24 protein-coding genes are annotated in these 25,148 nt (G+C 36.6%); 9 read left to right on the top strand and 15 right to left on the bottom strand.

Annotation, left to right across the window (positions count from 1 at the left end):
• Positions 1-653: 653 nt before the first annotated feature.
• Positions 654-1,211 (bottom strand): GbsR/MarR family transcriptional regulator, encoded by a 558-nt coding sequence (locus ACERII_RS04875; RefSeq protein ID WP_373640483.1) that lies wholly within the window; start codon positions 1,209-1,211, stop codon positions 654-656.
• 411 nt (positions 1,212-1,622) lie between these two features.
• On the opposite strand from ACERII_RS04875, the gene ACERII_RS04870 reads away from it, so the two are divergent.
• The 3 genes from ACERII_RS04870 (at position 1,623) to ACERII_RS04860 (ending at position 4,629) form a co-directional block, all read left to right on the top strand.
• Positions 1,623-2,819: a quaternary amine ABC transporter ATP-binding protein gene (locus ACERII_RS04870; protein WP_373640481.1), complete on the top strand. Its 1,197-nt coding sequence runs from the start codon at positions 1,623-1,625 to the stop codon at positions 2,817-2,819.
• On the top strand, positions 2,812-3,663 hold the full coding sequence (locus ACERII_RS04865; protein ID WP_373640480.1) for an ABC transporter permease: 852 nt from the start codon (positions 2,812-2,814) through the stop codon (positions 3,661-3,663). Before ACERII_RS04870 ends, ACERII_RS04865 begins: the two co-directional genes overlap by 8 nt.
• Before the next feature lie 96 nt (positions 3,664-3,759).
• Positions 3,760-4,629, top strand: a complete 870-nt coding sequence (locus ACERII_RS04860) for a glycine betaine ABC transporter substrate-binding protein (RefSeq protein WP_373640479.1) — start codon at positions 3,760-3,762, stop codon at positions 4,627-4,629.
• A gap of 92 nt (positions 4,630-4,721) precedes the next feature.
• Here the strand turns inward: ACERII_RS04860 and ACERII_RS04855 are convergent, their stop codons facing one another.
• Both ACERII_RS04855 and ACERII_RS04850 read right to left on the bottom strand, forming a co-directional pair.
• On the bottom strand, positions 4,722-5,822 hold the full coding sequence (locus tag ACERII_RS04855) for a DUF4097 family beta strand repeat-containing protein (RefSeq protein ID WP_373640478.1): 1,101 nt from the start codon (positions 5,820-5,822) through the stop codon (positions 4,722-4,724).
• Positions 5,823-5,858: 36 nt separating this feature from the next.
• The gene (locus ACERII_RS04850) at positions 5,859-6,518 is read right to left on the bottom strand and encodes a hypothetical protein (protein WP_373640477.1); all 660 of its coding nucleotides are present in this window, start codon (positions 6,516-6,518) and stop codon (positions 5,859-5,861) included.
• A gap of 446 nt (positions 6,519-6,964) precedes the next feature.
• Here ACERII_RS04850 and ACERII_RS04845 point away from each other — a divergent pair, with 446 nt between their 5' ends.
• Positions 6,965-7,525: a flavin reductase family protein gene (locus tag ACERII_RS04845; protein WP_373640475.1), complete on the top strand. Its 561-nt coding sequence runs from the start codon at positions 6,965-6,967 to the stop codon at positions 7,523-7,525.
• A gap of 102 nt (positions 7,526-7,627) precedes the next feature.
• Here the strand turns inward: ACERII_RS04845 and ACERII_RS04840 are convergent, their stop codons facing one another.
• A complete protein-coding gene (locus ACERII_RS04840) occupies positions 7,628-8,926 on the bottom strand; it encodes an MFS transporter (protein WP_373640474.1) in 1,299 nt (432 codons plus the stop codon).
• Positions 8,927-9,124: 198 nt separating this feature from the next.
• Between ACERII_RS04840 and ACERII_RS04835 the strand changes: the two genes are divergently transcribed.
• Entirely contained in the window at positions 9,125-9,688 is a 564-nt protein-coding gene (locus tag ACERII_RS04835; protein ID WP_373640472.1) for a hypothetical protein, read from the top strand.
• Positions 9,689-9,983: 295 nt separating this feature from the next.
• Here ACERII_RS04835 and ACERII_RS04830 read toward each other — a convergent pair whose 3' ends face one another.
• The 3 genes from ACERII_RS04830 to ACERII_RS04820 are packed head-to-tail and all read right to left on the bottom strand — an operon-like array spanning position 9,984 to position 14,389.
• Positions 9,984-11,399: a HAMP domain-containing sensor histidine kinase gene (locus ACERII_RS04830; RefSeq protein ID WP_373640471.1), complete on the bottom strand. Its 1,416-nt coding sequence runs from the start codon at positions 11,397-11,399 to the stop codon at positions 9,984-9,986.
• Positions 11,400-11,437: 38 nt separating this feature from the next.
• Positions 11,438-12,130: a response regulator transcription factor gene (locus ACERII_RS04825; protein WP_373640469.1), complete on the bottom strand. Its 693-nt coding sequence runs from the start codon at positions 12,128-12,130 to the stop codon at positions 11,438-11,440.
• A 15-nt stretch (positions 12,131-12,145) separates the two neighbouring features.
• Positions 12,146-14,389 (bottom strand): heavy metal translocating P-type ATPase, encoded by a 2,244-nt coding sequence (locus tag ACERII_RS04820; RefSeq protein WP_373640468.1) that lies wholly within the window; start codon positions 14,387-14,389, stop codon positions 12,146-12,148.
• 276 nt (positions 14,390-14,665) lie between these two features.
• Between ACERII_RS04820 and ACERII_RS04815 the strand changes: the two genes are divergently transcribed.
• A complete protein-coding gene (locus tag ACERII_RS04815; RefSeq protein WP_373640467.1) occupies positions 14,666-15,562 on the top strand; it encodes a DUF2628 domain-containing protein in 897 nt (298 codons plus the stop codon).
• A gap of 14 nt (positions 15,563-15,576) precedes the next feature.
• Here the strand turns inward: ACERII_RS04815 and csaA are convergent, their stop codons facing one another.
• Positions 15,577-15,909, bottom strand: coding sequence for a chaperone CsaA (gene csaA / locus ACERII_RS04810; protein WP_373640466.1), 333 nt, complete (start codon positions 15,907-15,909; stop codon positions 15,577-15,579).
• Positions 15,910-16,750: 841 nt separating this feature from the next.
• On the opposite strand from csaA, the gene ACERII_RS04805 reads away from it, so the two are divergent.
• The 3 genes from ACERII_RS04805 (at position 16,751) to ACERII_RS04795 (ending at position 21,230) form a co-directional block, all read left to right on the top strand.
• On the top strand, positions 16,751-17,320 hold the full coding sequence (locus ACERII_RS04805; protein WP_373640465.1) for an NADPH-dependent FMN reductase: 570 nt from the start codon (positions 16,751-16,753) through the stop codon (positions 17,318-17,320).
• A gap of 321 nt (positions 17,321-17,641) precedes the next feature.
• On the top strand, positions 17,642-19,219 hold the full coding sequence (locus ACERII_RS04800) for a BCCT family transporter (RefSeq protein ID WP_373640464.1): 1,578 nt from the start codon (positions 17,642-17,644) through the stop codon (positions 19,217-19,219).
• A 205-nt stretch (positions 19,220-19,424) separates the two neighbouring features.
• Entirely contained in the window at positions 19,425-21,230 is a 1,806-nt protein-coding gene (locus tag ACERII_RS04795; RefSeq protein ID WP_373640463.1) for a BCCT family transporter, read from the top strand.
• 100 nt (positions 21,231-21,330) lie between these two features.
• On the opposite strand, the gene crcB is transcribed toward ACERII_RS04795, so the two are convergent.
• From crcB to ACERII_RS04760, 7 genes are all read right to left on the bottom strand, one after another.
• Positions 21,331-21,711 (bottom strand): fluoride efflux transporter CrcB, encoded by a 381-nt coding sequence (gene crcB / locus ACERII_RS04790; RefSeq protein WP_373640462.1) that lies wholly within the window; start codon positions 21,709-21,711, stop codon positions 21,331-21,333.
• Positions 21,708-22,115, bottom strand: a complete 408-nt coding sequence (locus tag ACERII_RS04785) for a fluoride efflux transporter FluC (RefSeq protein WP_373640536.1) — start codon at positions 22,113-22,115, stop codon at positions 21,708-21,710. The genes crcB and ACERII_RS04785 overlap by 4 nt, the downstream gene beginning before the upstream one ends.
• A gap of 203 nt (positions 22,116-22,318) precedes the next feature.
• Positions 22,319-22,516, bottom strand: a complete 198-nt coding sequence (gene cspD, locus ACERII_RS04780) for a cold-shock protein CspD (RefSeq protein ID WP_373640461.1) — start codon at positions 22,514-22,516, stop codon at positions 22,319-22,321.
• Positions 22,517-22,770: 254 nt separating this feature from the next.
• Positions 22,771-23,649 carry a ribokinase gene (gene rbsK / locus ACERII_RS04775; RefSeq protein ID WP_373640459.1) on the bottom strand — a complete coding sequence of 293 codons (879 nt, stop codon included), beginning with the start codon at positions 23,647-23,649 and terminating at the stop codon, positions 22,771-22,773.
• A 19-nt stretch (positions 23,650-23,668) separates the two neighbouring features.
• Positions 23,669-24,106: a hypothetical protein gene (locus ACERII_RS04770; protein ID WP_373640457.1), complete on the bottom strand. Its 438-nt coding sequence runs from the start codon at positions 24,104-24,106 to the stop codon at positions 23,669-23,671.
• A 130-nt stretch (positions 24,107-24,236) separates the two neighbouring features.
• Positions 24,237-24,704, bottom strand: a complete 468-nt coding sequence (locus ACERII_RS04765) for a spore coat protein (RefSeq protein ID WP_373640455.1) — start codon at positions 24,702-24,704, stop codon at positions 24,237-24,239.
• Positions 24,705-24,805: 101 nt separating this feature from the next.
• Positions 24,806-25,099 (bottom strand): hypothetical protein, encoded by a 294-nt coding sequence (locus ACERII_RS04760; RefSeq protein ID WP_373640453.1) that lies wholly within the window; start codon positions 25,097-25,099, stop codon positions 24,806-24,808.
• Positions 25,100-25,148: the final 49 nt, after the last annotated feature.

The raw sequence follows: 25,148 nt of genomic DNA, 5'->3' as shown, positions 1-25,148 counted from the left end.
TATGTGAAATCACAAAGTAATTAACAGGCCTATTCACATAGGTGGAAATAAATATATCCTTATTGTGATTTCGATGTGAATTTCCAAGTGAATTCTAATGTGAAAGGGAAGGACTTGGATATTTATATTAAAGCAAATGAAAGGATATATAAAATTTTTCAAGCAATGTAATGAAAGAAATGAGGAGACATGCTCAATGGAATAAATAAACGGAGAATTTTCCCTTATTTAATAAATAGCACGGAAAATAGTATGAATAAACGGAGAAATTCCGCTTATTGACTCAAATCTATTAAAAAAAGGGGAATTTCCTTTGCATAGGCGGAAAAACTCCACTTATTTTCCACGAAATTAGGTGAATTTTGATTTTAAACGGAAATTCTCCGCTTATTTTATTTCACTGGTAAGGATAGGAATACATGGACTTGGCGATATGCTAAGTTTATCTAATAAATTCCCAAGAAAATCTCATTTAGTGAAATAAGCAAATATTAAAACAATGGCACGAAGGACCTTCGTGCCATTGTAATATGCGAATTAAACTGCGAATCTAGTTGTGAAAGTTGTGTGATTTAGCGTGGGAATTCGTCTGTGATTTGACGTTTTACACCTCACAAGTAAACACGTAAACATTCCTGTAGTGGCTTGAAAAACTATTCATGTTTCTCTGTATTCTTGGGAACAATATCAAATATTTCTCCTGTTTCAAACAACGCTATTACATCGGTTAACCAGTTATAGTAGTTTTCCGCATAAACAAGTTTTTCTAAATCATGCTCTGCTAACTCTTTTACATCTTCATCTTCTGTTTGTTCAATTAGATTGTGTAACATTTCTTTTGTTTCCTGTATGGCATCCATATTTAGCTCTGTAGCGTTTCGCCAGCGATTAATAAACACGTTCGAAAAGGATTTATACCAATCATCTTCCACTTTATAAAGATCTTTTCTGATACCTCTTTCCCAAACACGTTCGACCATATTTGCCTCAAGCAATGACCGGATACCTGTACTCATACTTGTTTTGCTCATTCCCATCTCTTTACTCATCTCATCTAATGTCATTGGTTCTTTTGAGAAAAACACTGTTCCATAGAGACGTCCAGCAGATGGAGTTATATTGTAAAGGTGAATATTCTTAGCTATTTCTGAAATAAACCGATTGCGTGCTTCTTCAAGTTTATCCATATCCTTCTTACTTTCGCTACGCATCGCAAACCTCCTAAACAATCCTCGCTATTATTAATAGTAGCAATGTAACTTCTAATTGAAAAGTAATGGATGTATGCCTAATCTTACGTAAAACGAAGTATTTAATAGTATTATCGCAGGTAACTTTGTACAGTTTTTACTGAACAAACTTTATATACAATTTATCAGATATATACAGTTTGATCATAATTGATAAAAAGGATATAGTTAATAAGTCGAACAAGTGCTGTTGCAACAACATACCTCAAATCAATGTTTTATTATTTACAAAATACCTTTATCGGTAGACTACAAAATAAATGCTTTCATTCGACAAAAAAACCAATAGATTACGTTACTTCTAGAAACAGCTTATTATCATTAAATTTAGTTTATACACAGCTGTATTATTTAGAGAGGCAGGTGTACTAAATGGCAAGTATTAAAGTTGAAAATTTAACTAAAGTATTTGGCAAACGCCCAAAAATAGCGATACAAATGTTAGAAGAGAAAAAATCAAAGGACGAAATTTTAAAAGAAACTGGAATGACGGTTGGGGTTAATAGAGCATCTTTTGAAGTAGAAGACGGCGAGATCTTCGTCATTATGGGGTTGTCCGGTAGTGGTAAATCCACTCTCGTAAGATTATTAAATAGACTGATAGAACCAACATCCGGGAACATTTGGATTGATGGTGAAGACTTATCTCAAATGAACCCTATTCAACTGAGAGAAGTCCGTAGAAAGAAAATGAGTATGGTATTTCAAAAATTCGGACTTTTTCCATTCCGTACTATTTTACAGAACGTAGAATATGGTCTAGAGGTACAAGACATGGAGAAAGAGGAACGTACAGAAAAAGCATTAACATCATTAAATCTAGTTGGTTTAAAAGGATATGAAGATCAATATCCTGATCAATTATCTGGTGGTATGCAACAACGTGTTGGATTAGCGAGAGCATTAGCAAATGATCCTGAGGTTTTATTAATGGATGAAGCTTTCTCTGCACTCGATCCTCTTATTCGTAAAGATATGCAGGATGAATTACTAGATTTGCAGACGACAATGAAGAAGACAATCATCTTTATTACACATGATTTAGATGAAGCACTAAGAATTGGTGATCGTATTGCATTAATGAAGGATGGATCTATTGTTCAAATTGGTACTCCAGAGGATATTTTGGTAAATCCTGCAAACGAATATGTTGAAAGATTCGTAGAAGACGTAGATCGCTCGAAGGTCCTAACAGCTCAACACATTATGAAACGACCGGAAACAGTTAATATCGAGAAACACGGTCCACGTGTTGCACTGGAAAGAATGCAGAAAGAAGGCTTATCCAGTATTTTCGTGGTAGATAGTAACCGTGTATTAAAAGGTTATATTACCGCTGATGATGCATCCGAGGCACGAAAAAATGATATTAAAAATCTTAATGAAATAATGCAAAACAACATACCTAAAGTCGAAAAAGATACACCGATGCATGATATATTTAACATCATTTATAATTCTCCTGTACCAGTTGCCGTTATTGATAATAATAAACTGGTAGGCGTTATCGTTCGTGGTGCTGTTATTGGTGCTCTTGCTCGAGATGGCGAGGTGAAATTAGATGTTTAATATTCAATTAGGTTTTATTCCTAGAATACAGATTGCCGAAGCAATGAGTTGGTTCATCCGTTGGATAACAGATACATTCTCATTTATATTTCAACCAATCCGTACGTATCTTGGGATGTTCATGGATTTTAGTATTGACGCTATCGAATTTATACCACCAATGGTTGTTATTCTATTTGTTGCAATACTTGCCTTTTTTATAACCGGGAAAAAATTAGGTCTTGCAGCATTTTCTCTAGTTGGACTTTGGTTAATTTACAACCAAGGTTTATGGGATCGATTAATTGAAACATTTGTCTTAGTTTTAATTGGTAGTTTACTATCTATAGCAATCGGTGTACCATTAGGTATTTTAATGTCGAAGAGTAAAACAGCAGAAGCAATTATGAAACCCGTTCTTGACTTTATGCAGACAATGCCAGCGTTTGTATACTTAATTCCTGCTGTAGCGTTTTTTGGAATTGGTATGGTACCAGGTGTATTCGCATCACTTATTTTTGCGATACCACCAACAGTAAGGCTTACGAATTTAGGTATTCGCCAAGTTCCAAATGAATTGGTAGAAGCTTCTGATGCATTCGGAAGTACTCCTACTCAAAAACTATTTAAAGTAGAACTACCAATGGCGAAAACCACCATCATGGCTGGTATTAATCAAACAGTAATGCTTGCTTTATCAATGGTAGTTATCGCATCCATGATTGGTGCGCCTGGACTAGGTCGAGAAGTTGTTTCCGCATTACAACGGTCTCAAGTTGGACCTGGATTCGTTGCTGGTTTATCTATCGTAATTTTAGCAATTATTATTGACCGATTTACTCAAAGCATGAACACAAAGAAGTAAATTACTAGAGTTAGAAAGCTTTTAATTAAGTTGGTATCTTTTCTTTTCGAAAAGTTTCCATAAATAATCAAACAAAATAAAGGGGAGATTTACGTTATGTCTAAACTTAACTGGAAAAATCTATCGCTCGCTGCGGTACTTTCATTAACAATGCTACTAGCTGCTTGTGGTGGAAATGACGGAAAGTCTATTGAATTAGTATACGTTGAGTGGGATTCAGAAATTGCTTCTACTCATGTTATTGGTAAGGTTTTTGAAGATCTTGGCTACGATGTTACATTAACACCTATTGACAACGCACCAATGTGGGGCGCAGTCGCTAATGGTGAAGCAGACGGAATGGTTGCTGCATGGTTACCTGCCACGCATGCTGAGCAGATAGCTGAGTATGGTGATAGTGTTGTTGATTTAGGTCCAAACTTAGAAGGTGCAAAAACTGGTTTAGTTGTTCCAGCTTATATGACTGTTGACTCCATTGCAGATTTAGATGCATATGCTGATGAGCTTGGAGCGACAATTACTGGTATTGAAGCTGGATCTGGAGTTGTTACTGCTGCAGAAGCTGCAGTAGATACTGATTACGCAAACCTAGCTGGATGGGATGTAGTTCCTTCATCAAGTGGTGCAATGGCTACAGCTTTAGGAGAAGCTATTAACAATGAAGAGCCAATCGTTGTCACAGGTTGGGATCCACACTGGAAATTTGCTTCTTATGACTTAAAATATCTTGATGATCCAGAAGGAACATTTGGTGAAGCACAACATATTTCAACAATGGTTCGTCAAGGATTACAGGAAGATGATCTAGATGCTTATACAGTATTAGACCGGTTCAACTGGACTTCTGCTGATATGGAAGAAGTAATGCTAAACGTTCAAGAAGGTACATCTGCTGCTGACGCTGCTGCTGCTTGGGTTGAAGCGAATGCAGATAGAGTATCTGAATGGACAGCTGGTGTAGAGTAATAATTTATTAATTTTTTGATTCGCGACTACCCCTCGCTATCAATAAATACGAGCTACTCACGAATTATTGTGAGTAGCTTTTTTTCACTTCATTATCTAGTATTCACATGTATAGATCCATTCGTATTATTCACATCTATGGTAAACGAACCAGTATTCAACATAGCAGTGCCTTCCTTATTTCTTCTTGCACCATCACCACTTCTCACCCACTGCACATTTCCATCAACCGACCCATTGGTTGTCTTCCCTTGTATGGCAGCGTCTGAATTTGTAGGAATATCAATGGAAATCCTTCCGTTCGTTGTCCGAATATCCCAATTCCCTGCCACTTCACTATTAATTTCAATAGCTCCATTTGTTCCTTTCACCATAAGGTCGGATTTCATATTTTTCAGTTTCATTTTCCCATTAGTTGTGGTAATTTCACCGCTACCACCGATATCAGTAAGATTAATGGCACCATTGGTGGTACGGGCATGCACATTACCGCTGATTTGATCCATTGAAATTTTTCCATTTACAGAAGTTAACTCAACGTTTCCATCAACGGAAGTAGTTTGTAAAGCCCCGTTCGTTACCCTCATCTTTACATTGTCCAACTCTTTTGGAACAAAAATCTTTAAATCAACAGTGAAATTATTAGTTTTGGAAAAAAAGGACGAGTTCCCCTTTAAATTATATTGAAACTCATGCTGAGAATCCTTCACTTCCAAAGCAGATTCAAATGCTTTTTTTAATTCTTTTTCATTTCTGTGTCTCGATTTAACTGTTCCAATAATTTGAATTTCATCTGTATCAGTACCTTCCAGTTCAATTGCTCCATTAACTGTTTCAAAGGAAAAGCTATCTATATTTTTCGCAGAATAGATTTCATTTACCTCCATTGAAGTATTCTCTCCAAAAAAAGGGATGGCATTAGCAAGCCCTGAGTTTTGGAAGGAATGTAGTGCACTACTGATCAACACTATACTAACCAAAAGTGTCATTGCTAGTCGATCAAACTTAAGCGATTCTCCGACCTCTTTTATACGATATTGATAGATAAATTCCACACCTAATGAGAATAAGATAATTGGCCATAGAAAAGATAGCATGCTCAAGATAGAGATATTGAGCCAGCTTTGAAAAATGAACAAAACGCCAATCAAAATAAAGAAGATACCAGCAGTCCACCTACCAATTTTTTCCATTCTTACACGCTTCTTTCTTTTAATTTTTTCAAATGCTTATGCATCGTGGTGACTCCGTTGTTTTCCCCACTTCTTTCGTACACTTTTTACAAACTGTAAATCTAGAAAAGTTAATAATAAAAATCGAATAATTAACCCATGAATAATAACTCCTAATATAGTAAGCATCGTAATAATTACCGTTCCTGTTGTTGTCACTGGCGAAATTTTCGTATAGCCGAAAAAGACGATGGATGCCATTCCCCCTATAAAAGCATCATAGTATGTTTGTAGTTTCGGTTCTAACAGATACAAAGGCACGACACTTATGAATATTACGAGAAAACTGATAGGAACTAATAAAATAACCCGTTGTTTCTCGAGCTTTTCAATAATAGGCTCTGCATAATACTTTGTTATTACCTTCAATCTCATAAAATGTAGTAGCCTTGCTATACGAGCTAACTGAAATATGGCATCTAAAGGAACAATGGCAATTACCATAAATGGGTTTGATCTTATAAACTGCCATTTCCTTTTTGTATTTATAAAACGATAGAGGAAGTCTACAAAGAAGATTACCCACGTTCCCCATACGATAAGAGAATCATGCTGTGTTTGATACCAAATAGTAGCTACTGCAATAAATGCTAAAACAAACATGGCACTTTCGTAAACTATTTCTAACAACGATTTATCTATATTTTTCTTTTTCATATCCCCCTCCACTAAGTCACATCAACTAGTTGTCTATATTTATTCTATATATGCGAATAAACCATGTAATTCCAATTTAACTTTAACACATTTTTCTACTGAATTTGGATACAGTTTTGATCATTTATGGTTTTATCTTAATCCATTCGTCCTTCACCATGATCTGTGTCATTAAAAAACATGTTAGCTAATTAGTTTTTGTTTATATGTGCGGGTTGGGGGAATATATGTGCGGGTTGGTCGATTTTATGTGCGAATTCCAAGAATATATGTGCGGGTTGCCCACTTTTATGTGCGAATTCTTCAAATATATGTGCACTTTCCATTTTTGGAGGGGAGCTCCTCATCGACACAAACCTATCACACGCAAACATGTCCATTACTCCACTTTTCCTTTATACTTATATAGGGAATGAAGCTACAAGTTTTGAAAGGGGTTTTACATTATGTTAAAAAGTACTGATCAAACAGTTATGCATAGTTATCCAGGGTTAGTTGCATTAGTCACAGCAAACGATGGGGATACACAGAATATTATGGCTGCAGGATGGCATTCCTATATTTCATACAGTCCAGCTATATATGGAGTTGCTGTAGCAAAAGAACGTTTTACGCATCATTTAATTGAAAAAAGTAAGTCATTCGCCATTAATTTTGTAGCTGCAGAACACGCCTACTTAATCGAAGGTTCCGGTAAGTTAACAGGAGCTAATGGGAATAAGTTCGAACAACTGAAAGCTACTTGGAAAAAGGGAGAAACTGTCTCTGCTCCAATTTTAGATGTAGCATATGTAGCATATGAATGTGAAGTTATGGACATCCAAACCTACGGTGATCATGATTGGATTGTAGGAAAAATAACGAAATTTCATAAAGATGAAAGTAAGTTTGGAGATGACAGATTACCTAATTTTAATGAGTTGAAAATTCCACTTTATTTAGGTCAGTCCAAATACTTAATCGGTGATAAAACATGTACAATTGAACAAGTTGAATTGAAAAAATAACTACAAATAAACTCCAGCACTAACTTCTTTCGAATAAGTCGGCACTGGAGTTACACATAAAAGTATTAGGAGTCAGTTAACATACCTGATCCCTAATACTTTTTACTTTGAAGTTCCCTCTACTCTTGTTTTCAAAGAGTCTCGGTCTGGCTTAGAGGAGAAAAAAGCTAAAAACATTGCAATTACCGGAAAAATCATCATTAACAAGATCATTTCTTTAAATCCACCCAAGTAGTCAAAAGCTAATGCTAACGGGAGTGGGCCAAAGGCTGACCCTAAAACTGTTAATGTAACAGCAATACCTTTTATACTACCTAAATGCTTACGGCCAAAATAGGTTGGCCAGATCATGTTTAAGCAGATCATTTCAAATCCGCCTACCAACCCTCGCGCAATTCCAAATGCAATAGCCATCCCCTCATTAACCGTGAATGCCAATAATACCATAATGAGAATTTGACCAATAAACGTACACCCAAGAACATAATTTACTTTTACTTTGTCCACCACAACTCCCGCAACTAACGAAATTGGGAAGGAGATAAATGCCATCAAACTTAAAATAAATGCTGCAGTTTGTCTCGAAATCCCTTGGTCACCCATAATACTAATGAAATGAAAAACAATGCCAGTATTCACCATCGATGGAACACCGACACAGAATAAAATAAACCAAAAAGACTTTGTTCTCATTGCTTCTTTTAACGTCCAGTTATCTTCCTTTACTGTTTCCTGCACATCGGATTCCTTTGATGAATCACTGTCACTATTTTCTGAAACCCCATCAGGCAACAGCCCCACATCTTCAGGTTTATTGCGAACAAAAAATAAAGCTGTTGGTACGAAAAAAAGTAATAATAACGCTGCCCATATTCTCCACGCTACTGGCCATGTAAATGTATCAATCATCCATGCGTTTAAGGGAGGCAAAAGTGCTGAACTGGCGAAGCCACCAATAGCCATAAAACTTAACGCTCTTCCTCTCATTTGGAGAAACCATTGTGGCACTAGGGTGCCTGGAATTAGCGTCATAGACCCTTGACCAAACAACCGTAACATAAAAAAGCCGAGGAAGAGCATAACAGGCCCTGTTATGAAACTATTAAATAAACTAGCGAAACCTAATAAACTAGAAACAATCACTACCATTTTTCTTGGACCATATTTATCTACAGCACGGCCAACGAGAAACAATAAAAAACCTGCAGCTACTGTAGCAAACATATACATTGTAGATACAAGCGTACTACTCCAGCCAAAATCTTTTATATACGCATCAATAAATATTGAAATAGAATAAGTCTGACCTGGTCCAGAGAAAAACACAGTCATTGCTGAGATAAAGACAATTACCCAACCATAGAAAAATGGTACTTTTAACGGTAGTTGTGTGTTTTTCATACTAGCCTCCTGTAATCCTTCGAAACCCTAATTAAATACACTTTTTTAAGAATACCAAATATGGGTTTCCTTGTAAATGATCGTAACGCATAACATGTGACAAATAAATGAGTAAAATTAAACTTCTAACTCTTGTCCAAATAGAATATGCTTTAGAAGAGTTACACCTTGATTAAGTCATACGTTGGAGGTTTTTGCGTGCTCAGCTATAGCTTATTATTTATTATCCCATTACTTCTTTATTATATTGGCATGAAAAATAGCAACAAGGATAGAACGAAAATGGAGAAAATGATGTTAGCCATGGGAGGTTCCATGCTAGTTGGATTTACATTAGGTTTATTTATCGGTGGGATTTTCCACGGATCATTTTTAACTTCATTGATACTCAGTGTGATATTATCCACCGTTGTCGGAATTTATATTGGAATTCCTCATGGAAACATAGAAATAGTGGAAGGGTTGTTTACAGGAGGAATGGCAGGGCTAATGGGTGCAATGACTGCAGAGATGTTATCCATTCCAGAGCTCCGGATTGTCTTGTTATTATTCTTTCTTTTAATTGGATTAGGGGCATTTTGGAGTCTTCATTTTTGGAGGAAAGGATACTTGTATGATAAAACAAGTAAAGTTATTTTTTTCCATTTCATAACCATGTGCTATTTACTAGGGGTTACTGTTTTATTTATTTGGCATCCTCCCTTTATTGACGCAAACATGCAACATCATGACCATAGCGCCGTTGTCATTAGAGATTACTGAGATACTATGGAGTCTACTCTGAAAATAAGTGTATTAGACTAATATGGAATTCTAACTTTGTTGGTTTGGATATTCCATTCGCTACAGTCCACTCCTTTCCAGTGGAGTTCGCGGACCTTCGCTCATTCCATATAAAGTGAAATGTACTAATATGCTTCATAACGTATTTTCATCCACCATGGGTAAGTGTATAGAATTGTTGTTGTATCCAAGCTGATCCGTATTTGATACAGTACAAACATCAAAAAAGGATGTGAAAACAGATAATCATCATTCTGTTTGACACATCCTTTTATTATTGAATAGGAAGATACATGGTAAATGTTGTTCCCTCGCCTACATTACTTTTCACTGTTACGAACCCACCATGTGCTTCAACAATTTCTTTTACAATTGCTAAACCTAATCCTGTACCACTATCGTTTCCACTTCTAGAACGATCTACCTTATAAAACCTATCCCAAATATACGGAAGGTCTGCCTTTGGTATACCTTGCCCCGAATCTAAAATAGAAATGGCAATATGGTTGTCTCTTTCATCTACATGTATATCGATACTTCCATTTTTCGGAGTATATCTTATTGCATTTTCTATAATATTGATTAAAGCCTGCTCCATACGATAAGGGTCAACAAATAGAGACTTGCCTTCTATGTTTTCGTCTATATTAAGTTTGTGATTTATCGTTTTCTGATCAAACATGATCGCTCTACTTTCGTATAATGATGTAACCCAAGAACATAAAGGAACTTCTTCTAATTCAAGCTTTAATTTCCCTTCCTCTAATTTGGTTAACAGAAATAAATCGCTAACAAGGTGCTCCATTCTTGTCGCTTCCTGATAGATAACCTGAAGATTTCTTTTCCATTCTTCATTATCATCAGGAGGTACTTCCTTCATTACTGCAGAATACCCTTTAATATACGTAATAGGGGTACGGAGATCATGAGAAATATGGGATATAAAATGTCTTCTTGAATCTCGATATTCCTTTAACTGCTTTGACATCGATTGGATACTTGATGCTAATCGACCTACCTCATCTTCTCCTTTAATACCCAACTCAATATCCAAATCTCCATCTGCTATATTTTGTGTTAACTTACTTATGTGGTTTAACGGTTTTGAAATTTTCTTCGTCAAGTATGTCGTCAGTATTATCCCAATACCAAACGTAATAGCACCCATAATAACAAACAATAAAATCAGTTTAATTCTTGCTTGGTTTAAATCTCCTGTATCTTGATCTAGAAAGACATAACCGATTATCTCATTGTCTTGGAAAACAGGCATAAGCGCCCAAATGTGAGGGATGTGAAAAGGCATATGAGTAGCCACATGATCTATAAACGGCTGATCCACTTCCCCCACATTTGAAAGGTGCTCATTAATCCAACGTAAATAATTGTGTCTTTCTGATTCAGGAACAAGATCTGATACAGAAAGAATTTCTAAATCATTTTCTAAAATGAGAAATTGACTATTTCTACGAACCTCGATCTCCTCAATATATTCAACCATTTGTTCATCAAATTCTTTTTCTAATAAGTGAGCATGAGATAAGATCCTTCCCTCTACTTCCGCACTTAATTGATTTTGATAGAAGGTTTTTGTGATCCAATTTGCTCCACCAATCAAAATGATAATGGTTAACAATAAAATCAGTACTACTAATGCTGTAATTTTAGACGCAAGGTTTGTTTTCATCATCTGTTACCACTTTCCAATGCTAAAAATGAGATACACTGTTATTTACACTCTATAGCTTTATAACCAACACCCCATACAGTTTCAATAATAGCTTCATTAAAATCAGCGTGCTTTAGTTTTTCTCGAATATTCTTCACATGAGTGTCTACCGTTCGATTATCTCCCTCGTATTCCATACCCCACTCTAGCTCTAGTAGGTGCTCACGACTATAGACTTTTCCTGGATTGCTGGCTAGGCGATGTAAAATTTGAAACTCCTTCTTTGTTAGAGGAAGAACCTGTTTTTCATAAGAAACTTGAAAGCGATCCGGGTAAAATACAAGCCCTTTAACAGTAAACGTTTCGTTGGATGATCTTGCTTTTTGTGTTCTACGTAATACAGATTCAATTCTTGCAGCCAAAATCTTAGGTTCAAAGGGTTTCACAATATAATCATCCGCACCTAACCGTAATCCCTCTACCACCCGCTCCGAATCTCCAAGAGCGGATAGTAAGATGACGGGAGTAGTGTTATCCAAATGATTTCGTACACGTTCTATTAATTCAAACCCATCCATTTCAGGCATCATAATATCTAATAAAACTAAAGCATAATGATTGTCTGTTAGTTTATAAAGCGCCTCTTCACCATTACATGCTTCATCTAATTCATAACCATATGGTGATAAACAGACAGATAATAGTTTCCTCATTTCTGTCTCGTCGTCAACTAACAAGATACGATTTTCCATGAAGTTACCCCCTACTTATGAAGCCGGAAGAGATTTAAATTTTTTCAAGCGTAACGTATTTAATACAACGGAAACAGAGCTAAATGCCATCGCAGCACCTGCTAACATTGGATTTAACAGGATTCCGAAAAACGGGTATAACATACCAGCTGCAACCGGGATTAAGATAATATTATATCCAAATGCCCAACCTAAGTTTTGCCAAATCATACGCATCGTTGCCTTTGATAATCGGAAAGCTGTTACAACATTCATGATCTCACCTTTCATCAATGTAATATTAGCAGTTTCCATCGCAACGTCTGTACCTGTTCCTATTGCAATACTTACATCTGCTTGAGCTAAAGCAGGGGCATCGTTAATTCCATCCCCAACCATTGCAACAATTTCTCCATCACTTTGTAGTTTCTTTACATAATTAGCTTTATCTTCTGGAAGAACCTCTGCCTCAAATTGATCAATACCAGCTTCAGCAGCAATTGCTGCTGCTGTTCGTTTATTATCACCAGTAAGCATCACAACGTTAATTCCGAGCTCTTTTAACTTTTTCACGGCAATCGGAGCTTCTTTCTTCAGTTTGTCTGCTACAGAAATGATTCCCATGAACTCTGATTCTTTCGCCACAAACATTGGAGTTTTTCCTTGGCTAGCTAACTCCTCTGACTTTGCTTCTAATTTCCCTACATTAATATTATTGTCCTTCATCCATTGAAGGTTTCCTACAAACCCTTTTTCTCCGTTAATGGAACCAACAATTCCTCTACCACTAATCGCTTGGAAGTCCTCAGGATCTACTAGAGTTAATCCTTTTTCTTTCGCACTTTTAACGATGGATTCTCCTAACGGATGCTCCGATGCTTTCTCTAATGATGCAACCCATGTTAATAAATCCGCTTCCTCCACTTTACCAGCAGTTACGATATCAGTTAAAGAAGGCTTTCCTTCAGTAATTGTTCCTGTTTTATCTAGAACGATTGTCGTCACCCGATGAGCCTGCTCTAGGCTGGCTGCATCTTTAATTAACACACCGTTTTCTGCCCCTTTTTCTGTTCCAACCATTATTGCAGTAGGGGTTGCTAACCCTAACGCACACGGACAAGCAATAATAAGTACCGCGATAAACGTAGTCAATGCAAAAATGAAAGATGGTTCAGGGCCAAAAATCAACCATACAAGAAAGCTTAACGTTGCAAGTATCACAACTGCAGGTACAAAGTAAGCAGAAATGACATCCACCATCCGTTGAATAGGTGCTTTAGAGCCTTGGGCATCATTCACCATACGAATAATTTGAGCTAATGTCGTGTCTTTTCCTACCTTGGACGCTCGGAAAGTAAAACTACCTGATTTGTTAATAGTAGCCCCAATAACAGGGTCATCTATTTTCTTCTCTACTGGGATTGGCTCCCCTGTTAACATCGACTCATCGATACTTGATGATCCTCGGACTATCACACCGTCCACTGGGATTCTTTCTCCTGGACGAACCGTGATTTCATCTCCAACTAACACATTCTCCACTGGTAGTTCTATTTCTTCTCCGTTACGTAGAACTCTTGCAGTTTTTGCTTGTAAACCCATTAATTTTTTTATCGCAGTAGACGTTTCTCCTTTGGCCTTTGCTTCAAAATAACGTCCTAATAAAATTAGTGTTGTAATAACGGTTGTAACATCATAGTACAGTTCATGTGGAAACCCTAAACCTGTAAGATAACCTGGAAATAGCGTCATAGCTCCACTATATACCCAAGCAGTTGTAGTACCCATCGCAACTAGTACATTCATATCCGCAGAACGGTTTTTCAAAACTTTATAGCTTGCTCGATAAAATCTCCAACCTGGTACTAGCTGAACATATGTTGTTAATAAAAGTAAAAAGAACGCATTTGACATCCAGTTTGGTACCCACGTACCCCAGCCATGCATCATGTGAGGAATACTTCCAATTAACACAATAGTTGTAACGATAGCAGCAGTTCTAAAATCTTTGATTAATTTTTTTGATTCCTTTTGCTGTTTTTCTGTTACATCTTCCTCTTTCCCATCTTCCAACAACTTAGCACCAAATCCTATTTTTTCAACGGACGAGATAATCTCATCAACCTTGCCATCTTCAATGTTCCCAACAACTTGAGCTTGATGCGTAGCTAAGTTTACATTCACACTCTCCACGCCATCCACTCTTGAAATTTTCTTTTCTACACGATTGACACAAGATGCACATGTCATCCCTTCAATCGCAAAACGTGCTTTACCCATCTATACCCCTCCAATCAAATGATTGTTATCTACATCATTTGCTATAAAATGTATATTATTCATCTATACAACTACTATACTCCTGTAGGGTATCTGTTTCAAGTTTCTTTCACTACTTTTATTAAATTGTTCACATTTACCAACTGTAGTTTCCTCATTGCCTATTTCAAATAAACGTTTGTTTCATTCTCGTTCCGTCTTTATCGACCTAATATTTAATTAATGGTACGATTATGATGATTCATCATAACTTGGGCATATTTAAGGAGTATTGCAATGATACCAAAAAATATAAAGAATTTAGTAAACGACAAAGAATTTAAAAATGATGTGATTGATTTCGTAGAGAGTAATTCAACTTACTATATAAATAAGTGGACTTCCCATAAGTCACCAATGTCGTTCTCTGGTTGGAATTGGGTTTCTTTCTTGTTTACCCCGTTTTGGCTAGCTTATCGGAACATGTATTTTCATGTATTAACGTATTTTTTCGTCATAACATTGAGCATCATTTTGTATTCGGTTTTGCCAATAATCACATACTTTACTTTCTTACCTAATATAAGTATGCTGGGCTTTCTTGTGATACCGATTCTACATATTATCTATGGATATAAAGGAAATGCCTATTATGCCACCTTTGTAACAAGAAATTTAGGGAACAAAGCAGAGGATGGCAAGCCAAGAGTTCCTCTCTTCAACCGATCCGGTCGTTCACTAACAAGTGCTTTCCTGGTTCCCTTTACAGTGCTTATCATTTTTATTGTTCCGGCTTATCATATTGGAAATTGGATTGATGGCAGTTCACTTCCTTCTGGAGTTTATGTATATCCAAATGAGCAAGGTCCGCCTCAATCTTACCAGGAGTTACTGAAGCAAGAGGAAATACCTACCTTTATCAAGTACTCTGAGTCCATTGACTTTCTCTATCGTGGAGAGGATCCTGTAGCTAATAGAAACTTTAAAATAACACTGTTCTACCGGAAAAATGCCAATGAAGACTGGGAAACAATAAGAGAACAATCATATACTTTTTTTACCCAAAGGGAAGTAACACTACACTTACTTGATGCAGAAGACCCATTAACGGAGGTTGGGGAGTACTTACTCCATGTTTACATCGAAGAAGAAGTTGTTTCAAATAAACGTTTTAATGTGGCACTGGCTAGATAACTAGCCAGTTTTTCTTATGATATTTTTGTGCCGTTCGGTACCGCTTCATCAATATTAAGTAAAACTACATCCCCCTGATCAGGTACTCCTCCCAAAACAAGAACCTCTGATTTATATCCTGCTACTCGTAGTGGAGGAAAATTCACCACTGCAACAACTTGGCGACCCACAAGGACCTCTGGATTGTATCGCTTTGTTATTTGTGCACTGGAATGCTTTATTCCTATCTCTTCACCAAAATCGATTGTAAGTTTAATAGCAGGAACTCGTGCTTCCGGAAACGGGGCAGTATCTAGAACTGTTCCAACTCTCATATCTAGCTTCATAAAATCATCAAATGTAGCCATTTTTATCACCTCTTTGTTACTATTCTTTATTTACGAAAAAAAACCTTTTTATTAGTAAAGCGCAAGGCGCGCCAATTCCACCTAAGAACAGCCCACGTCCTGTGCACGGCGTCATGTCGACATCCTGTCTCCCGGCGAAATGCAAATGTTCTGGACGAACGAAAAGCTTAATCCACTTGCATATCTGCGAAGAATTTTCTTTCAGTTGAAAAGTGCTTTCTACTTTTCTAACTGGAAGTTTATTTTTCACAGCAGATGGCGGATGTAGCTAGACATAAAAAGTGCTTTTTCTTTTAATCGGGCAGGTTATTTGACACGGACGATGGCGCCTGGAGCTAGACATTTTTCAAAGTCTAAAAATTTTATACTTTCCCTTTCAAGCAATGTAATGAAAGAAACGAGGAGAAATGCTCAATGGAATAAATAAACGGAGAATTTTCCCTTATTTAAAAAATAGCATGAAAAATAGTCTGAATAAACGGAGAAATTCCGCTTATTGACTCAAATCTATTTAAATAGGGGGGATTTTCTTTGCATAGTCGGAAAAACTCCACTTATTTGCCACGAAATTAGGTGAATTTTGATTTTAAACGGAAATTCTCCGCTTATATTTTTTTTCACTGGTAAGATAGGAGTATATGGACTTGTCAATAAGCTAAGTTTATTAACAAAAGCGCAAGGCGCCCCCTCCCAAACACTCATTGTCCGTTCTTTCAGTCCTGTTATGAAAGCAGTATTTTCGCACCGGGTAAAACCGTTTGTTATAATAATACTATAGAGCATTTAGAAAGAATTCACGTTATCATCTTCTTGTTCATAATAAGAAATAGGAGGACTTCACATGAAAAATAGATCTATTGCCATTATTAACGGGAGTATGAATAAGAATTCTTTTACAAAAAAATTATTAAATATAATTAGTGAACGTTTACAGAAAACAGGGGCAACGATAACCTTTATTGACGTTAGGGAACTACAGTTACCTGTTTATGAGCCAAATATGGAATTACCAGAACAATTAAAAGAGGTTTCACAGCAATTAATAGAAGCAGACGGAATTGTTGTGGGAGTACCAGAATATCACGGTTCTTATACAGGGGCAGTTAAAAACCTACTTGATTATTTTGGATTTAAAGAATTTGAAAAGACACCAATTGCACTCCTCACAACAACTGGAGGTTTGAAAGCTGGAACCAACACGTTGAATCATCTCCGCCTTGTTTTTCGTAATCTACATGGAATTGTTATCCCTGAACAATTTGCAATTTGTAAAAAAGAAACAACACCGGACCTACAACTAGATGAAAACTATGATCTGCGGCTCGAAAAGTTCATCCAAGGTTTAGAGACAGAAGTAAAAAAGAAGATACTTTTGGAAGCGTGGGAGAAGAATGAGTTGCCATTAAGATAATTTTGGTTCGATTTTCACTTCACGAGACAATTCGTACTCTCATCTGTACGCTCGGCGTTCTAGCCTATACGGAGTAAGACAGTAAGACTTAGATTCGAGACACTACCCTTTATCAAAAGGTAGTTTCATGCATCCACGCATGAGAGTACCTTTTTTATTCCCTCTGTAACCCCTCTCTCATTTCACTTAAATTTCCATAGTTTAATAGATAATTAACGGGGAATGGATTATTAGACACTAATATCTTTTTCCACGGGCTAATATCTACACCATTTTCAAAACTATTCTCCAATCTATCTATGAAAAAACGGAGGTTTGACATTGTCTAAGAAACACTACGAATTCGAAACAAAAAAACCTAGTATTATCTTTTATATATCCGCCTCCCTCGTAGCAATATTTGTTCTATGGGGAGCTATTGCACCTGAAACATTAGAGTCCTACTCAGAGGCAACTCTAGGTGCAATATTACATCACTTCGGCTGGTTTTATATGTTATCAACCGCATTCTTTATCACCTTTGTGTTATTTTTAGCAGTAAGTCCATTTGGAAAACTTCGTTTAGGTAAACCAGGTGAAAAACCAGAATATACTTTTTATACTTGGCTAGGAATGTTGTTTTCCGCAGGAGTCGGGGTTGGTTTTGTCTTTTGGGGTGTTGCGGAACCTGGTCTTTACTATCTCGATCCTCACCCGAACTATGTCGATGCAGCAGAAGAAGTGAAAGCAGCAGCTGGCCTTCGTTATGCCGTTTTTCATTGGGCTTTACATCCATGGGCAATATTTTCCTTAGTTGCACTAACTTTAGCTTATGTTCAATTCCGGAAGAATAAACCCGCTCTCATTAGCTCGGCCTTCCAACCACTTCTTGGGAAAAATCAATATGGTCTATTTGCAAGGGGTATTGATACTTTTGCAGTCTTGGCGACCTCCACAGGGGTAGCGACTACTTTTGGACTAAGTGCTTTGCAAATTACAGGGGGATTATCCCACTTATTCGAATCCATACCAAACAATGCTGTTACACAATTTATCATCATATCTATTGTAACTTGCTTATTTATTTTCTCGGCAGCAACAGGTATTAACAAAGGTATTCGCATATTAAGTACGATTAATCTCACCATTGCTTCCATACTTTTACTTTTTGTCATTATCGTTGGGCCAAGCCTATTTATTGCAGAAAGCGCAGTTACTACCATTGGAAGTTATGTTACAAATGTTGTTCATATGAGCCTAGATTTACAACCATTTATCGATGGTGGGTGGCTAGGGGAATACACCATCTTTTTCTGGGCATGGCATATTTCTTGGGCACCTTTCATGGGTATCTTTATAGCACGAATATCCAGAGGGAGAATGATACGGGAGTTTGTCGCTGGGGTATTAATTGTTCCCTCTCTCATAGCAACACTTTGGTTTTCCACCTTTGGAGGGACAGCATTGGATATGATTCTAGCTGGAAATGAGGAAATCAGTGACCTTGTGTTAAATAATGTGGAAGTAGCTCTTTTCGCAACTTTAGGGGAATTACCTCTTGGTTTTTTCATTAATTTACTAGCCATTACTTTAATTCTTATCTTCTTCATTACATCCGCAGACTCTGCGTCGTACGTGTTAGGAGCTATGACAAGTGATGGCAGTTTAGAACCTAAACTTTTTGTAAAAATAGTATGGGGGTTCTTAATTGCAGGTACAGCTAGTGTGCTCTTAATAAGCGATGGTTTAGACGGGCTACAATCGGCATCCATTATCGCAGCACTACCTTTCGCATTGATAATGATAGCGATGGTTTTCTCCCTTCTTATGTTAATGAAAAAAGATTTAAAAGAAGATAAAAAAATGAGAGAAGAAAAGCTAATACAAAAGGTGAAGGAAGAAGTAGAGGAGAAGGATTAATAAATAACTTACACATTACGAGTAGTAATCTCTCCTATTTGGAGGGATTACTATTCTATATTTAAAAAGTTTAAATTGGTAATCATGATACATAATTACCTATAAATAGCTATATCCTATTACATAGGTCTTTTATCGAAAAAGTAGGAAGTGGAAGTTTACATTCAAGAGAGGAGGAATCCGTTTAAGATACGGATATGAAAATATGAGCGGAAAATTTGAGTATGAAACAAAGAAACCAAGTATTGTCTTTTATATTTCAGCAACGTTAGTAGCACTATTTGTTCTTTGGGGTTTTATTGGTCCTGATTCATTAGAAAGTGTATCAAATAATGCATTAGCATCTACATTAAATAACTTTGGCTGGTTTTACATGCTAGCAACTGCTTTTTTTATTGCATTTGTTTTATTTTTAGCAGTAAGTCCCTTTGGACGTTTACGCCTTGGGAAGCCTGACGAACGTCCGGAATATAATTTCTTTCCCTGGCTAGGAATGCTATTTTCAGCTGGAATTGGTGTTGGGTTTGTTTTTTGGGGTGTAGCGGAGCCGGCCCTGTACTTTTTGGATCCACATCCAGATTATATTGGAGCTGATGAAGCTTTAATTGCAAGTGCAGGATTACGTTATGCCGTCTTCCACTGGGCACTTCACCCTTGGGCAATTTTTTCTTTAGTAGCATTAACACTAGCTTATGTTCAATTTAGAAAAGATCAGCCTGCCTTGATTAGTTCCGCATTTCAGCCTTTGTTGGGAGATCGAATGAGAGGCCCTCTTGGCAAAGGAATCGATGTGTTGGCAGTTCTCGCCACATCAACAGGTGTTGCTACAACGTTTGGATTAAGTGCTCTACAAATAACAGGTGGTTTATCTCACTTAACAACAGGTACTATACCAAATAACTCATTAACTCAGTTACTTGTTATTGGTATTGTAACTATCTTGTTTATTTTTTCGGCTGCAACAGGAATAGACAAAGGTATTAAAATCTTGAGTACCATTAACTTGACCGTAGCCTTCACTTTGTTACTTTTCATGATTATTTTCGGGCCAACATTGTTCATTGCAGAAAGTATTGTATCAACCATCGGTGGATATATCGCAAATGTTGTCCAAATGAGTCTTGACTTAAATCCATTTGGAGACGGTGAGTGGTTAGGTATCTATACCATCTTCTTTTGGGCTTGGCATATTTCTTGGGCTCCATTTATGGGTATGTTTATCGCTCGTATTTCACGTGGGAGAACAATCCGTGAATTCGTAGCAGGAGTTCTTATTGTACCTTCTTTATTAGCGGTTATCTGGTTTACTGCTTTTGGTGGAACTGCGTTAGACATGATCATGGCTGGAAATGAGCAAATTGGAGAATTGGTCATGAATAACGTAGAGGTAGCTTTGTTCGTTACCCTACACGAATTACCATTAGGAATCATCATGAGTATGCTTGCATTACTTTTAATCATCATTTTCTTTATCACTTCAGCAGACTCTGCATCCTATGTACTTGCTGCATTGACTAGTGATGGAGGTTTAGCTCCTAAACTTTGGATGAAAGTTGTTTGGGGCTTTCTCATAGCCGGAACTGCTAGCGTTTTATTAGTCAGTGGTGGATTACGAGGTCTACAGACAGCCTCCATTGTTGCAGCTCTACCTTTTGCTATTATCATGGTAGTAATGATCTTTTCTTTACTTATGATGATGGGTCGAGATATGCAAGCGGAACAGCTTTGGAAACGTCGTACTAGAACGAAGAAAATGAAAAGAGAAGTTCATGATGAAATGTACGAACGTATGAAGGAAAACATGTATGAAGATGTAAAAGAAGAAGTGTATCAGGAAATGAAAGAGAAAGTTGTAGAACAAGTTAAGGAAGAAGTGTATGAAGAAATGAAAGAGGAAGTTTATGAGGACTTTAAAGAAAAAATTTATGAAGATTTACGAGATGATTTAGGTGAACAGCTTAATGGAGAGCTAGATAGTCCTGATTCTAACGATGATAAAACTAAGAAATAAGTATCTAAGGAGAGCAATTTCTTGCTCTCCTATTTTAAAAGATAAGTATAACATTTTTGGACTTAGAAGGTTTTCCAGCTCCAGGCGCCTTGCGCTTTTCTTATTGAAACAAGGTAAAGCCGAGTAAAAACATAAAAATGCTCCCAGCAATTGAAAGAAAAATATAAAGAAACAAAGGGCCCCATTTCTTTTTTTGCATGAGTGTAGCTGTCTCTACAGAAAAAGTAGAAAAAGTGGTGAATGCACCGAAAAAACCAATTCCAAAAAACAAATACGATTTTATTTCATAAGCACCATATGGAATTTCAGCATACATAAATTGAAAAAAAAGACCTAGTCCTAAGGAACCTAATATATTAACAATAAGCATGGCGGTAGGGATCAGCCGTTGTTTCGTATTCTTTTTTATCCATACCCCAAGCAGGTACCTACCCACTGCACCTAAGCCTCCCCCAATCATAACAAGATACACGTGACTCACTGTACATCACCTGCTTTTTTCTTATGTAAGACAAATGCGGTACTAAGTGCCATCCCAACAAATGCTAAGAAAATTCCACCAAACAAGGAAACACTTAAGTAGACCGAGACCGTTCCTATATTCGACTGCTCCGCTAGAAAAAAGGTATCCGCTGCAAGTGTGGACATTGTAGTAAACCCACCGCAGAAGCCTACACCTAATCCCTCTTTTAAAATAGGTGGAAATTGTGCATGTAGTATGTAGCCTGTTAGTATCCCGAGCAAGAAGCTACCTACAAGGTTTTCTATAAGAGTTCCCATTGGAAAGATCCACGTTGCCACCTGCAGATTTATTAAATATCGAAATAACGTTCCTAACGCTCCCCCTAAAAAAATAGAGAGAATGATGTATCCATGTTGTTTCATCAATTATTGATTCCCCTTCTTGGGTAATGAGATCATGACACTTTGATGGTTCATTCTCTTCAAGATTGAAAAGTCCTCTGAAAAGTACGTTTCTCAACAGTTCGTGCCAACACACCTTACAATCGAATTTTTAATAAATATACTATAAAAAAGACCTATCCTCAAGAAAGGATAAGTCTTTTGTGTATTAAATCCAATAGGAATTAAAGTTTTACTACGTTAGCAGCTTGAGGTCCACGGTCGCCTTCAACGATATCGAATTCAACTTCTTGACCTTCTTCTAAAGATTTGAAACCTTCAGATTGAATCGCAGAGAAGTGTACGAACACGTCATCTCCATTTTCACGCTCGATGAAACCAAAACCTTTTTCTGAGTTAAACCATTTTACTTTGCCTGTCATGTTAACGGCCTCCTTAAAAATAAATAAAAAAGTTAAATCTTTGAATACCGCAAAACCATTTCATGCCTTACCATTTCTAACTCGGCCGAAAACGTTTTTCGATTTCAAAACATTTACTTGATGATCATATCATAGAGAGACTTGGTATGGCAAACATATTTTTCCTGTTTTATTGACAAATAATGCGCTTTCAAACACGAATATTGTTGATTAAAAATGATATATCTGGCAAGTGATAAACCGCTTACACTACCTTAAGGATTTTGAAGGAAATCATCTACAGCAGAACGACTTGGCATTCCACCTTGGGCACCAAATTTTTGAACGGAAAGTGCAGCGGCTGCGTTCGCAAACGTTATACTTTCTTTTAGATCCATTCCTTCTACTAACGCTACAGCTAGTGCACCATTAAATGTATCCCCCGCACCCGTGGTATCTAGTGCATTAACAGAAAACCCACTCACTTTATCGCTAATACCTTGGTTATAGAACGAAACACCTTTTTCTCCCTCTGTTACAATTACCTTATTTCTTAAAAGAGTAGGTATCTCTGTTGTTGGAAAAAGCTGATCCCTTTCCGTTTCATTTGGTGTAATATAAGATACTTTGGACAAATACCCTTCCGGTAAAGGCTGGTAAGGTGCTGGATTTAGTAAAACTGGAATATTATTTTCAGAACAAATATCTATACAATATAATATTGCTTCAAGGGGTATTTCAAACTGTAAAACAACAATCTTACTTTTAAGAATAATATCGCGTTTTTCCTGCAAATAACTTTTTGTAACAAAGCTATTTGCTCCAGGAGTTACGATAATACGATTATTTCCATTAGCTAAAAGAATGGTGGCTACCCCTGTACTTACTGGAGCTTTGTCTAAGAAAAGAGTTATTTCTTCTTCCTTCATTAAGTCAATAAGATGATTTCCAAAAAGGTCGTTCCCTACTTTTCCAATAAATTGTACATTTCCCCCAAGGCGCGACGCTGCGACAGCTTGGTTAGCCCCTTTTCCACCTGGAACTATTTGAAAGCCTTCTCCTATAACGGTTTCCCCTTCTTGAGGAAAATCCTTTAATGAGGTAACCATATCTATATTTGAACTACCGATAACTGTTATAACTGCGTTTTCCATATCTTTACCTCCATATTAACTATCTAGTCGCTTCAATGGTTTGAACAATAGAATGTACAAATCTTTGACGTTCTCCTTCACTCGAGTCTATATAAAATAATGATGTTAGCTCCACTTTGTATTGTCCAGGTTCAGCTTTTATTTCTATAGTGGGGCCGTTTCTTTTCTCATTCTTATTTAACGTAGATTGATGTTTCATAGTTAAAGGTTCGTCATTATCCTTCTCATACATAGATACCCCATCAAATGTCACTTCATCTATCCACGCAATACTATTATCGTATTGAAAAGTTATTGGATCATCACCTGTGTATGTAATAACTGGCGTTAAATATAACGTACCGCTCGTATATGAAGGTGAAAGTGTGAGTTCAACATCCCCATGAGTTTCATCCACGCTACACATCCGAAAAGTAATGATAGAAAAAATGATAAAAACCATGGATACTATCTTCATAAATCTCCCCCTATAATACTCTTTATATCATTATTCTATAACTTTTCATGCATACTGGATAGAGAATATTTACAAAATTATACAAGAAAAAACTCTGCACCAAAAAAGGTGCAGAGCTCAGAAACTTTTATTAAGCTCCTAACAAGTCTAGTTTTAAAGCAACTGCAAGTAATAATTGGAATAAGATTTGGATGTTTGCTGCAACTTGCGTATCAACAGTGCTTACGTTAACACCTCTAGAATTTTCGATTACAGTTTTTTGTCTTGAAATTTGCTTCATCTTAGAACTTTGAAGTAACTCTTGAGTGAATTTTTCTGCTTTACTAGAGTCTCCTAGTGAAATGCTAATTAATATAACAAGCGCTGCTTGAAGTGCTGCTTGGATGTTAACTGCTGCTTTTGTGTCTGTTGAAGTAACTGTTACATCACAAGAGTCCTTAATAAAGATTGCTTCTTCATTTAATTGTAGAGTTTTGTTTGACTGAGTTGCTTCTTGCGTATCATCATCGTCTGTGAAGCATAGTGGATGTTTATCAGAATCTAATGCGCTCCATTTTGGTTTTTTGCAGTCTTTAGAACGATATATCTCTTGATTCATTTTTAATACCTCCTTTTAGTGTTTACACTACACTGTATGTGGAAGTAGTAAATTAGAGTGGACAAATTACTCAAGATAAACATACAATTTTTCTCTTTTACCTATTTTTCATCTTTTTTATTCATGAACATTTTCGGTTTAGTTGGTGGTTCATACGTTTGTAAACCTTCCGTAGCTTCATCTACATCTACTTCCACTGTATTATTTCCAACATCATGCTCTGTTGTTTGCCTCTGGACATTTTCTAAGAACTTTTCAACATCTTGCTGTATATTTTCTACAATTGACTTCATTTTTTGTTTTTCTTCTTCACTTAATTGAATTTCTTTCGGATTAATATCATATTTTGCAAATAACTGGTCAATATACACGGAATAAAGCTTATCTAGATCCATAATAACCCTCCTTATATAGAAACGGATACTACAACGTATGCAGTTCACT

The organism is Evansella sp. AB-rgal1 (genome assembly GCF_041820985.1).
In the GTDB taxonomy this organism is placed as follows: Bacteria; Bacillota; Bacilli; order Bacillales; family Salisediminibacteriaceae; genus Evansella.
Note: the sequence above shows the minus strand (reverse complement) of the source record. Positions and strands in the feature narration are given on the sequence as shown.

Bases quoted from the DNA above. Each gene is read 5' to 3' on its own strand.
- ACERII_RS04875 (WP_373640483.1), bottom strand. From the start codon at position 1,211: ATGCGTAGCGAAAGTAAGAAGGATATGGATAAACTTGAAGAAGCACGC.
- ACERII_RS04870 (WP_373640481.1), top strand. From the start codon at position 1,623: ATGGCAAGTATTAAAGTTGAAAATTTAACTAAAGTATTTGGCAAACGC.
- ACERII_RS04865 (WP_373640480.1), top strand. From the start codon at position 2,812: ATGTTTAATATTCAATTAGGTTTTATTCCTAGAATACAGATTGCCGAA.
- ACERII_RS04860 (WP_373640479.1), top strand. From the start codon at position 3,760: ATGTCTAAACTTAACTGGAAAAATCTATCGCTCGCTGCGGTACTTTCA.
- ACERII_RS04855 (WP_373640478.1), bottom strand. From the start codon at position 5,822: ATGGAAAAAATTGGTAGGTGGACTGCTGGTATCTTCTTTATTTTGATT.
- ACERII_RS04850 (WP_373640477.1), bottom strand. From the start codon at position 6,518: ATGAAAAAGAAAAATATAGATAAATCGTTGTTAGAAATAGTTTACGAA.
- ACERII_RS04845 (WP_373640475.1), top strand. From the start codon at position 6,965: ATGTTAAAAAGTACTGATCAAACAGTTATGCATAGTTATCCAGGGTTA.
- ACERII_RS04840 (WP_373640474.1), bottom strand. From the start codon at position 8,926: ATGAAAAACACACAACTACCGTTAAAAGTACCATTTTTCTATGGTTGG.
- ACERII_RS04830 (WP_373640471.1), bottom strand. From the start codon at position 11,399: ATGATGAAAACAAACCTTGCGTCTAAAATTACAGCATTAGTAGTACTG.
- ACERII_RS04825 (WP_373640469.1), bottom strand. From the start codon at position 12,130: ATGGAAAATCGTATCTTGTTAGTTGACGACGAGACAGAAATGAGGAAA.
- ACERII_RS04820 (WP_373640468.1), bottom strand. From the start codon at position 14,389: ATGGGTAAAGCACGTTTTGCGATTGAAGGGATGACATGTGCATCTTGT.
- ACERII_RS04815 (WP_373640467.1), top strand. From the start codon at position 14,666: ATGATACCAAAAAATATAAAGAATTTAGTAAACGACAAAGAATTTAAA.
- csaA (WP_373640466.1), bottom strand. From the start codon at position 15,909: ATGGCTACATTTGATGATTTTATGAAGCTAGATATGAGAGTTGGAACA.
- ACERII_RS04805 (WP_373640465.1), top strand. From the start codon at position 16,751: ATGAAAAATAGATCTATTGCCATTATTAACGGGAGTATGAATAAGAAT.
- ACERII_RS04795 (WP_373640463.1), top strand. From the start codon at position 19,425: ATGAGCGGAAAATTTGAGTATGAAACAAAGAAACCAAGTATTGTCTTT.
- ACERII_RS04785 (WP_373640536.1), bottom strand. From the start codon at position 22,115: ATGAAACAACATGGATACATCATTCTCTCTATTTTTTTAGGGGGAGCG.
- cspD (WP_373640461.1), bottom strand. From the start codon at position 22,516: ATGACAGGCAAAGTAAAATGGTTTAACTCAGAAAAAGGTTTTGGTTTC.
- rbsK (WP_373640459.1), bottom strand. From the start codon at position 23,649: ATGGAAAACGCAGTTATAACAGTTATCGGTAGTTCAAATATAGATATG.
- ACERII_RS04770 (WP_373640457.1), bottom strand. From the start codon at position 24,106: ATGAAGATAGTATCCATGGTTTTTATCATTTTTTCTATCATTACTTTT.
- ACERII_RS04765 (WP_373640455.1), bottom strand. From the start codon at position 24,704: ATGAATCAAGAGATATATCGTTCTAAAGACTGCAAAAAACCAAAATGG.
- ACERII_RS04760 (WP_373640453.1), bottom strand. From the start codon at position 25,099: ATGGATCTAGATAAGCTTTATTCCGTGTATATTGACCAGTTATTTGCA.